The following is a 9,030-nucleotide window of genomic DNA, read 5'->3' as shown; positions in this document are numbered from 1 at the left end:
ACCCGTCCCCCATCCCCTGCCCTTTACAATCCCCCGACTTCATCACGCCGCCACCCATGCTCACCTCGCTCTACGTTCGTCATTTCGCCGTCGTCGAAGAAGCCGAGATCGCCTTCGGCCCGGGTCTTACTGTCGTCAGTGGCGAAACCGGCGCCGGCAAGTCCCTGCTGGTGGATGCGCTGATGCTGCTGGCCGGCGCCCGCGCCGACAGCGGCATGGTGCGCGCCGGCAGCGACCGCGCCGAACTCACCGCCGAGTTCGACCTGGGGCAGCTGCCTGAGGCACGCGAGTGGTTGCGGCAGCAGGAGCTGGACGAGGACGACAACTGCCAGCTGCGCCGCGTGATCCGGGCCGAGGGCAGCTCGCGTGCCTGGATCAACGGCCGTCCGGCCAACGCCAGCCAGCTCGGCGAGCTCGCCACGCTGCTGGTGGAAATCCACGGCCAGCACGAACACCAGGCCCTGCTGTCCCGGGCCCACCAATTGGAGCTGCTCGATGCCTATGCCGGCAACGAAGGGCTGGCCGCGCAGGTCCGCGAGCTGGCCGCCCAATGGCGCGAACTGGGCCAGCGCATCCGCAAGCTCAGTGGCGGCGACGATCGCGAGCAGCGCATCGAACTGCTGCGCCACGAACTGGACGAACTGGAAAAGTGGGCCTTGCCGCCCGGCGAGCTCACCGAGCTGGAGGCCAGCCACAAGCGCCTGGCCAATGCCGGCCGCTTGGCCGAAGGCGCCGGCGGCGTGGTCGAGCTGCTCGACGGCGACAGCGAATTCGCCCTGCGCCGGGCCCTGGGTCGCGCCCAACTGGAGCTGAGCAAGCTGGCCGGACTGGACGACAAGCTGGCGCCGCTGCTGGAGCTGCTGGACAACGCCTCCATCCAGCTCAGCGAGGCCGCCGATGGCCTGGGCCGCTACGCGCTTGATGTCGACCTTGATCCCGAGCGCTTCGCGGAAGTGGACACCCATCTGACCCGGCTGCACGAACTGTCGCGCCGCCACCGCGTGGGCACCGCCGAGCTCCACGACAAGGCAGCCGCGCTGCGCGACGAGCTCGGCGAACTGGAGGGCGCAGGCGATGCGCTGGAGAAGCTCGCCCTGCAGCGCCAGCGCCTGCAGCAACAGTATGACGAGGCCGCGGGCAAGCTGAGCCACGCGCGAGAGACCGCAGGCCAGCGCCTGGGCGAGGAGGTCAGCGCGCTGATGGCCGAGCTCGGCATGGGTGGCGGGCGCCTGGTGATCGAGCTGGAAGCCACCGGCGAAGGCGAGCCCGACGTGCAGGGCCGCGAGCGCTGCGAGCTGCTGGTCAGCGCCAACCCGGGCCAGCCGCCGCGCCCCCTGCGCAAGGTGGCGTCAGGTGGCGAGCTGGCGCGCATCAGCCTGGCCATCGAGGTGGCCACGCTGGGCAAGGACACCATCGGCACCATGGTGTTCGACGAAGTCGACACCGGTATCGGCGGCGCCGTCGCCGAAGTGGTGGGGCAGAAACTGCGTGCGCTCGGCCAGCAACGCCAGGTGCTGTGCGTGACCCACCTACCCCAGGTGGCGGCACAGGGCCATTCCCACCTGCGCGTGAGCAAGGCCAGCGACGGCGAGTCCACCCGCACGCGCATCGAAAAGCTCGATGCCAACGGCCGCCGCGACGAACTGGCGCGCATGCTCGGCGGCGTGGAGATCACCCGCGAAACCCGCGCCCACGCCAAGCAGATGCTCGAACGGGCCCAGGCCTGACCACCACTGCGCCGCGCTCTTTGCAGGAGCGCCCCCTGTGCGCGATTGTCGCGCTCACCGTCGCGCGGCGGCCGGGTCATTGGTGACGCCGGGCCTTCCTGCGTCATCGCTTCGTAGGCTTTTCGCGCACAGGGTGCGCTCCTACAGGGGCGGCGCTTAGTTCTTGCGGTTCAACAACCCGCGCTCGGCCGCCATGCGATAGAGGTCCAGCTCCGAGCCGGCGCCCAGCTTGCCCATCAGGCTGGCACGATGGATGTAGACCGTCTTCTGGCCAATGCCCAGTTCGCCGGCGACCTGCTTGGGCGCGCGTCCGGCTGCCAGCAGCAGGAACACTTCGCGCTCGCGGGCGGTCAGGCGATTGATCGGGTCACGCCCTTCGTTGGGGCGTTCCGCACGACGCTTGCGCAGGTCGGAACTCAGGAAGCACTCGCCCTGCATCACGGCGCGCAGGCCAGCCACGAGTTCCTCCGGCGCCACGCCTTTGGTGACATAACCGCTGGCGCCACGCCGCAGTGCCTCCGATACGTACGGCTCGCCGTCATGCATGCTCAGCACCACGATGCGCGTGTCGGTGGCCACGCTGCGCAAATGCTCGATCAAGGGCAACCCGCTGCCGTCAGGCAGCGAGAGATCAAGCGCCACGAGATCAGGCTTGCGCGAGCCAACCGCCTCCACCGCATCATCGGCGCTGCGGCACTCCGCAACGACCTCCAGATCCGGCTCCAGCTCGATCAGCCGTTTGAACCCCTCGCGTACGATGGCATGGTCATCGACCAGGACAATGCTGTACATGGGATGCATGTATAGCAGCCTCGGGGATGGCCGCCTATCCCCTCAGCGCGCGTTCACGAACAGTCGCTCGCCCGCGGCATGTAACATCGACCGCATGCGATCGAAACCTTCTGCGCTGCCCGCACCCAACCTCTTGTTCGGCATTGCCTATCTGCTGCTTTGGTTGCTGCTGTGGCCGACCGAGCAGCCCTACTGGATGCTGCCCTACGGCCTGCGCTTCGGCGCCTTGCTGCTGGCACCGCTGCGCATGTGGCCCTGGCTGCTGGGTGCCGAGTTCGCCGCGACCGGCCTGATTGGCCTGGTGCACGGCGTGACCATGGGCTGGATGGGCCTTTTCCTGGGCGAACTACCCGAGCCGCTCGTCGTGGTGATCTGCCTGTGGTTGATGCGCCGCGCGAACCTCCATGCCAGCTTGCGCGACCCCGAAGACGTGGCGCGCCTGCTGCTCTCGGCGGCCTTCACGGTAGCGGCAACCACCGCCACCGAGGCCGTCTTGCTGGCGCTGATCCATGCCAGCCCGACCTCCGACGAGATGGTGCAGGCGCTGGGCCAGAACCTGCTGGGCAACTACGTCGGCGTGCTGCTGGTGGTCCCCCTGCTGGTGATGCTGTTCCGGGCGCCATTGAGCCGGCGCGCATTGGGGCGCCTGCTGATGGATGGCCTGCTGGTGCTGCTGCCGTCGATGGCGATCCTGCTGGTGCTGTCCTCGCACGAAGCCCCGCAACCCCAGTTCGCCCGCGTGCTGTCGCTGGCGCCGGTGCTGTTCTTCGCGTTCCGCCACGGCTGGCGCGGCGCCAGCCTCTCCATGCTGATCTCCAGCCTGGGCATGACCGTGGTAGACAGTTATTCGGGCCATGGAGCCCCGGGCGCGGCCGGCATCCTGTTCCTGGCGGTGGCCGGTACCGGTGCCCTGATGCTCGGTTCAGCCACGGACGCGCTGCGCCGCAGCAGCGAACGGGTGGCCGAACAAAACGTCTATCTGGCGGCCGTGAACCGACGCCTGGACCACCTCGCCCGGCAGCTGCGTGACGCCGCGCGCGGCAACCTGCGCACCGAGGAAAACCAGCGCCGTCACATGGCGGCCGAACTGCATGACGAGTTGGGCCAGAACCTCACCGCGATCCAGACTCACCTGAAGCTCGCGCAATCGCGACTGGCCCAGGCCGGCATGGACGACATCGGTGTTTCGATCAACACCATCCTGGGCCACATGCGGCGCGCGCTGCACCGCTTGCTGGATGATCTGCGCCCGGCGGTGCTGGATGAGTTCGGCCTGCTGCGCGCGCTGGATGAAGGCCCTATCCGCGACCTGCTCAACGCGGCCGGCGTGGCCTACCGCACCGAACTGCACGGCGATCCGCGCCTGCTCGACGACGACACGCGCACGGTGGTTTATCGGCTGGTGCAGGAAAGCGCCACCAACGCCGTCAAGCATGCCCACGCGGACCTGTTCCAGTTGCGCCTGCGCATCGGCGAGCGCCAGGGTATCGCGCTGGCCTTGCTGGATATCCGCGACAACGGCATCGGCCTGCCGGCCCGCGTTCCGCGCGGCGGCCGTGGCATGCAGGGCATGCGCGACCGGGTGACTTCGCTGGGTGGCCTGTTCCGCGTCCGCCCCGAGTCGCAGGGCGTTCATCTGCGTATTTTGCTGCGAAGCAGCACGGCTGTCGGCGAACCGCCCCGAAACTAAAGCGGTTACATAGGAAATTTTCTGATACCGGCCGTGTGAAGGCTTCGTTAGTCTGAATCCATCGATGTGGGGGAGCCACCATCGCAAGATGGTGAGCCTTGCCAACCGTGGGGACGGTGGGCAAGAAGAGCGGCAGGATGCCGTTCCGCCGGAATCGGTGGCACAACCGGGACTCGCGAGCAACTCGCCTCCTTGGAGCCATCCGGTAACGGATCAGCCGCTGGGCGGACAGGAGTCCTCCCGCGGCTTTTTTTATGCGCGATCGCCGGCGCCGGCCCAATGAAAAGGGCCGGCGACCCTTCGGCCGCCAGCCCCGCAACGCGCCACCCGCTTACTTGGACCCGTGCTTGTGCTTGGGCCGCACGTACAGCACCAGGCTGTGGTCTTCGATCACGTAGCCATGCTTGGCGGCGATTTCGTGCTGGAGGCGCTCGATCTCCTCGCTGACGAACTCGATGACCTTTCCGCTGTCCACATCGATCATGTGGTCGTGATGCTTTCCGCGGTCCAGCTCGTAGACGGCCTGGCCGCCCTCGAAGTTGTGCTTGACCACGATGCCGGCGGCCTCGAACTGGGTCAGTACCCGGTAGACAGTGGCCAGGCCAATGTCCTCCTGGTGCGCCAGCAGGCGCTTATAGATGTCTTCGGCGGTGAGGTGGTGCGCCTCCTCGTCCTCGAAGATCTGCAGTATGCGCATGCGGGGGTGGGTGACCTTCAGCCCGGCTTTGCGTAGTTCTTTGGTTTCCTGTTCCATAGCAAGCTCCACGCACACGGCGCCACGGGGCCGTTAGTGTATCATCCGACACCTTTACGATCCGGACGCAACACGCATGCACAAGCTGATTCGCACGCTGGGTTTTGCCCTGCTGGCCGTCTCCCTGGCCAGCTGCCGCCTCATTTACACCCCCGACGTGCAGCAGGGCAACCTGCTCGACAAGAAGACCGTGGATCAGCTGCAGCCCGGCATGACCAAGCGCCAGGTGCTCGTCCTGATGGGCTCCCCCTCGGTGAACTCGCCGTTCAACCAGAACGAGTGGGATTACGTTTCTACCCAGCAACATCGTGGCGGCGACCTGAAGATCCGTACCCTGAAGCTGACGTTCAATAACGACGTGCTGGTCCGCACCGAAGGCGATTTCTTCGCCGAAGACGCCCAGAAACTGGTGAATGACACCAAGAAGTATCACGCCAGCTACCCGGTCGACGAAACCAAGGGTGACAAGAACACCGATGGTTCGAGCGGCAAGGACGGCGGCGACAACGGCGGCGGCGGCGGCGACGACAACGGCCACTGAGTGGCCCTGCCGGCGTCAGCCCTCGTGGGCGCGGCGCCGGCGTGCTTCCTTGGGGTCCAGCGTGAGCGGCCGGTACACCTCCACCCGGTCGCCATCGAGCACCACCTGCTGCGGCGACACCTTGCGGGCGTAGATGCCCAACCGGTCCGGATCGACCACCAGCCCGGGGATGGCCCGGGCCATGCCTGAGGCATCGATCGCCTGCATCACTGTGCTACCGGCCGGCAAGCTCACGCGGCGCACGAACTGACGCGACGGCTCGGCGTACACCACGTCCACGGTCACCTGCTCAGCCATAGGCGCGCTCCGCCTCGCGGCAGAAGTCATCGACCATGCGGCCTGCCAAGCCCTGGAAACCAAGCTTGAGGGCCGTACCGCCCAGCTTGCCGGCATAGTCGAAATCCAGCGCGAACGACACCTTGCAGCCGGCGTCGCCCAGCGCAATGAACTCCCACAAGCCGTCGAGGGTGCGGAACGGGCCATCGACCAGGCTCATGTGCAGGCGTTGCGGGCGCACGGTGGTGTTGCGGGTGGTAAAGCTCTGGCGGAAGCCGGCGTACTTGAGATCCAGCCGCGCAACCAGCACATTCTCACTTCGCTCCAGCACTTGCGCGCCGACACACCAGGGGAAGCGCTTTGGGTATGCTTCGACCTCATTGACCAGGTCGAACATCTGGGCCGGCGAATATCTCACCAGGGCGCTGCGGCGGATCTCGATCACTTCAGCCTCTTTTCGGAATCATCGGGATCCAGGCCGACGGGCCGGATCTTCATCGGGGCAAACAGCCCGAAGTTTAACGGACATGGCCAAGCCTAAGGACAAAGACAAGCACGCTGGCGGAACGATTGCGCTCAACAAGCGCGCCCGCCACGAGTACCACATCGACCAACGCTTCGAAGCCGGCATTGAGCTGCAGGGCTGGGAAGTGAAGTCGCTGCGCGCCGGCCGCATCAATTTCGGCGACAGCTACGCCATGGTGATCGCCAACGAGATCCAGCTGGTGGGCACCTCCATCCCGCCGTTGATCAGCGCCTCCACCCACGTGGTGGCCAACGACCGCCGCACGCGCAAGCTGCTGCTGCATCGCGCCGAGATCGACACGCTGATCGGCGCAGTCGAGCGCAAGGGCTACACCCTCATCCCCACCGCCATGTACTGGAAAGGCAACAAGGTGAAGGTGGAACTGGGGCTGGCCAAGGGCAAGCAGGCCCACGACAAGCGCGAAACCGAGAAAGAGCGCGACTGGCAGCGCGAGAAGCAGCGCACCATGCGCGCCCACAACCGCTCAGCCTGACTTGCCCCAGCGCAGCCCGGGCTCTCCCTCGGAGAGCCCCACCACGCCGTCGTGCAAGGTCATGTTCATGGCGTCCACCGAGGTACCAAAGCCGAACCGCTCGTACATGCGGTGAGCCGCCGCGGTGGAATGCAGGTTCAGCGAATCCACCTCCTGCTCCCGCGCCGCCGCGCCTACCGCGGCCAGCAGCGCGCTGGCGATGCCTTGCCGGCGATGGCTGCGCTTGACGTACATGTTGAGCACGTACCAGCCCACGCCCCGGCGGAAATACCCCGAAGGCAAATGCGTGTAGGGATGTACCGCCACGCACCCAGCGGTTCGCCCATCCACTTCCGCCAGCCAGGCCAGCAAGCGCCCCTCGGGCATCGCCTCTTCGATCCAGCCGCGCAACTGGTCGGCAAAGCCATCCGGCAGTTGCTGGTGAAGCTCTTCTTCCAGAAACGCACAGCGCAATTGAGTCAGCACACCTGCATCGGACAGCCCAGCCTGACGAATCCGCAGCATGGCCCTACCCTTCCGGTGGTGGTCGGCGGCCAACGATAGCCTTGACCCACGGCCTTGATGAAAGCCCGGCCGCCTACATATACTGGCTGACCAGCAATCTTTTCCCCGGGGGTGTCCTGGCTTCGACGGGGGTAGTGAGATGGCTTGGTGCATGCCGAGGGGGCAGCTTTCCTCGTTAATCCAGCGGCAAAACTCATAGTTGCCAACGACGACAACTACGCTCTGGCCGCTTAAGGCCTAGCCCCGAACCCACTTGTGCTCGTGCTCGTGGATGTAGGGTCATTATCACGAGATCGCCCGAAGCTGCCGCCTGTCGGTCAGGGCTAAATCAAGCAGGCTGGTCCTTCGATGCGCTTCGCGCACCGTGCTGTCGCGGGACGAGATCCAACGGTGAGCTAAGCATGTAGTACCGGGCGTCAAACGCCTTCGGACGCGGGTTCGACTCCCGCCACCTCCACCATCACCCATCGGCAGGTCAATGCAAGCCATTGTCCTGCCGATGTTTTTTGGCAAGAACGATTTACCCAAAGCGGCCTTTCCTTAGGTATCGTTTTAGGTATCGTTTCCATGCCCAAGCCTTTCTTGATGCATCGTCCATCTGGCTGGTATGTGCGCTTTCGCGTGCCGCTCCATGCTCGCGAAAGCATCGGCTCACGATTCATTGTTCGAGCAATCGGCCACTTGGACGGCGATGAAGTCCGCTTGGCCGCGGCACGGCTCGGCTATGCTCTGGCGCAACAGTTCCGAGCGATCAAAGACTCGATGAGCGATGAGCCATTTGGAAAAGACGCGTTGAACCTGAGCACCTGGACAGCATCAATCGGCGACGCGACCAGACTCACCCAGCTTGAGGTCGCGGACCCAAGCGCGCTCATGCTGCAGATCAAGTGTTATCTCCCAATCGCGCAGAATGCCTCTCCCGAAATTTCCATCCATGATCAGATCCTTGACGACTGCCTTCCCTTCCACACCGAGACTATCCACTACTGCTGCTTTGAAATCTTGAGGGTGGGGATTGTTGGGATCCAGCCCAAGCAGAGGAGCAATCGTCTTATCGATCATGGCCGGACCATAGTTGCCAGTGTCCAGTTCCATCCATGCCGTGCCCGAAGCAGTGCGTATGCCCACATCAACCGTAAGTGCAGCACCCTCGGCAGCACGCACCAAACGGATTGGCACCTCGACTTCACTTTTTCGAATCGAGTCGAAGCTTGCAGCATCTTCGACTACGACTTGGTGCTGGGCAATATTGAGCGTCACCACCTCCCCCCTGAACGCATCCAGCCCGACGATGCCTGAAAGCCCTTTAGAAGCTGGACCCATGAATTTGGCGAGGTCGAAAACCGCGACTTGAGGCAAATACGTCTTGTAATCACTCAGCGCGAGCTTATAACCGTTGCAGCGAGGAATATCCAACCTCTCCCCAATCGCGCGAAAACCCGTGATTTTCCCCCAGGGTTTACAGCCCAACGCAGTGGCCACCTGCGGAGTTATTCCAGTTACACCAATCCCGCTATCGAAGAGATAGTTTCCGACTTGATTGCCCACGGCTGCCTGGATGGTCTCAACGCCCTTCGCAGCATGTTTAAGTGAAAGCACTTCTTGCGCGTCCGCTGTTTGGGCGATGAAAGTGCACGCAAGTGCTGCAAGTGCCACATGTTTCCTCATAAACATCTCCTTTTGGTGTGAGGAAAAGTTTATGTCCGAATTTTTACCTAGCGCCACAT

At 64.5% G+C, this 9,030-nt stretch carries 10 protein-coding genes and 1 other RNA gene; 5 read left to right on the top strand and 6 right to left on the bottom strand.

From position 1 onward, the window contains the following. Nucleotides 1-56: 56 nt before the first annotated feature. Nucleotides 57-1,727, top strand: coding sequence for a DNA repair protein RecN (gene recN, locus DVU99_RS16240; RefSeq protein ID WP_114241272.1), 1,671 nt, complete (start codon nt 57-59; stop codon nt 1,725-1,727). Between the two features lie 156 nt (nt 1,728-1,883). On the opposite strand, the gene DVU99_RS16235 is transcribed toward recN, so the two are convergent. After that, entirely contained in the window at nt 1,884-2,519 is a 636-nt protein-coding gene (locus tag DVU99_RS16235) for a response regulator transcription factor (RefSeq protein WP_114241271.1), read from the bottom strand. Nucleotides 2,520-2,613: 94 nt separating this feature from the next. Between DVU99_RS16235 and DVU99_RS16230 the strand changes: the two genes are divergently transcribed. Continuing rightward, nucleotides 2,614-4,209 (top strand): MASE1 domain-containing protein, encoded by a 1,596-nt coding sequence (locus DVU99_RS16230; protein ID WP_114241270.1) that lies wholly within the window; start codon nt 2,614-2,616, stop codon nt 4,207-4,209. A 331-nt stretch (nt 4,210-4,540) separates the two neighbouring features. On the opposite strand, the gene fur is transcribed toward DVU99_RS16230, so the two are convergent. Beyond that, nucleotides 4,541-4,963, bottom strand: a complete 423-nt coding sequence (gene fur, locus DVU99_RS16225; protein ID WP_114241269.1) for a ferric iron uptake transcriptional regulator — start codon at nt 4,961-4,963, stop codon at nt 4,541-4,543. 76 nt (nt 4,964-5,039) lie between these two features. Here fur and DVU99_RS16220 point away from each other — a divergent pair, with 76 nt between their 5' ends. After that, a complete protein-coding gene (locus DVU99_RS16220; protein ID WP_114241268.1) occupies nt 5,040-5,504 on the top strand; it encodes an outer membrane protein assembly factor BamE in 465 nt (154 codons plus the stop codon). Between the two features lie 15 nt (nt 5,505-5,519). Here DVU99_RS16220 and DVU99_RS16215 read toward each other — a convergent pair whose 3' ends face one another. Next, nucleotides 5,520-5,801, bottom strand: a complete 282-nt coding sequence (locus DVU99_RS16215) for an RnfH family protein (RefSeq protein WP_114241267.1) — start codon at nt 5,799-5,801, stop codon at nt 5,520-5,522. Further along, nucleotides 5,794-6,225: a type II toxin-antitoxin system RatA family toxin gene (locus DVU99_RS16210; protein WP_114241266.1), complete on the bottom strand. Its 432-nt coding sequence runs from the start codon at nt 6,223-6,225 to the stop codon at nt 5,794-5,796. The genes DVU99_RS16215 and DVU99_RS16210 overlap by 8 nt, the downstream gene beginning before the upstream one ends. A gap of 82 nt (nt 6,226-6,307) precedes the next feature. On the opposite strand from DVU99_RS16210, the gene smpB reads away from it, so the two are divergent. After that, nucleotides 6,308-6,799: an SsrA-binding protein SmpB gene (gene smpB, locus DVU99_RS16205; protein WP_114241265.1), complete on the top strand. Its 492-nt coding sequence runs from the start codon at nt 6,308-6,310 to the stop codon at nt 6,797-6,799. Here smpB and DVU99_RS16200 read toward each other — a convergent pair. Beyond that, nucleotides 6,791-7,303, bottom strand: a complete 513-nt coding sequence (locus DVU99_RS16200; RefSeq protein ID WP_114241264.1) for a GNAT family N-acetyltransferase — start codon at nt 7,301-7,303, stop codon at nt 6,791-6,793. The genes smpB and DVU99_RS16200 overlap by 9 nt on opposite strands. Nucleotides 7,304-7,410: 107 nt before the next feature. Here DVU99_RS16200 and ssrA point away from each other — a divergent pair. Then, nucleotides 7,411-7,763: a transfer-messenger RNA gene (gene ssrA, locus DVU99_RS16195) on the top strand. Nucleotides 7,764-8,119: 356 nt separating this feature from the next. Here the strand turns inward: ssrA and DVU99_RS19805 are convergent. Beyond that, nucleotides 8,120-8,971 (bottom strand): hypothetical protein, encoded by an 852-nt coding sequence (locus DVU99_RS19805; RefSeq protein WP_157971464.1) that lies wholly within the window; start codon nt 8,969-8,971, stop codon nt 8,120-8,122. Nucleotides 8,972-9,030: the final 59 nt, after the last annotated feature.

Source organism: Dyella sp. C9, from assembly GCF_003332825.1.
Classification (GTDB): Bacteria; Pseudomonadota; Gammaproteobacteria; order Xanthomonadales; family Rhodanobacteraceae; genus Dyella.
The sequence above is the reverse complement of the archived record's forward strand: the minus strand, read 5'-3'. Positions and strand labels throughout refer to the sequence as shown.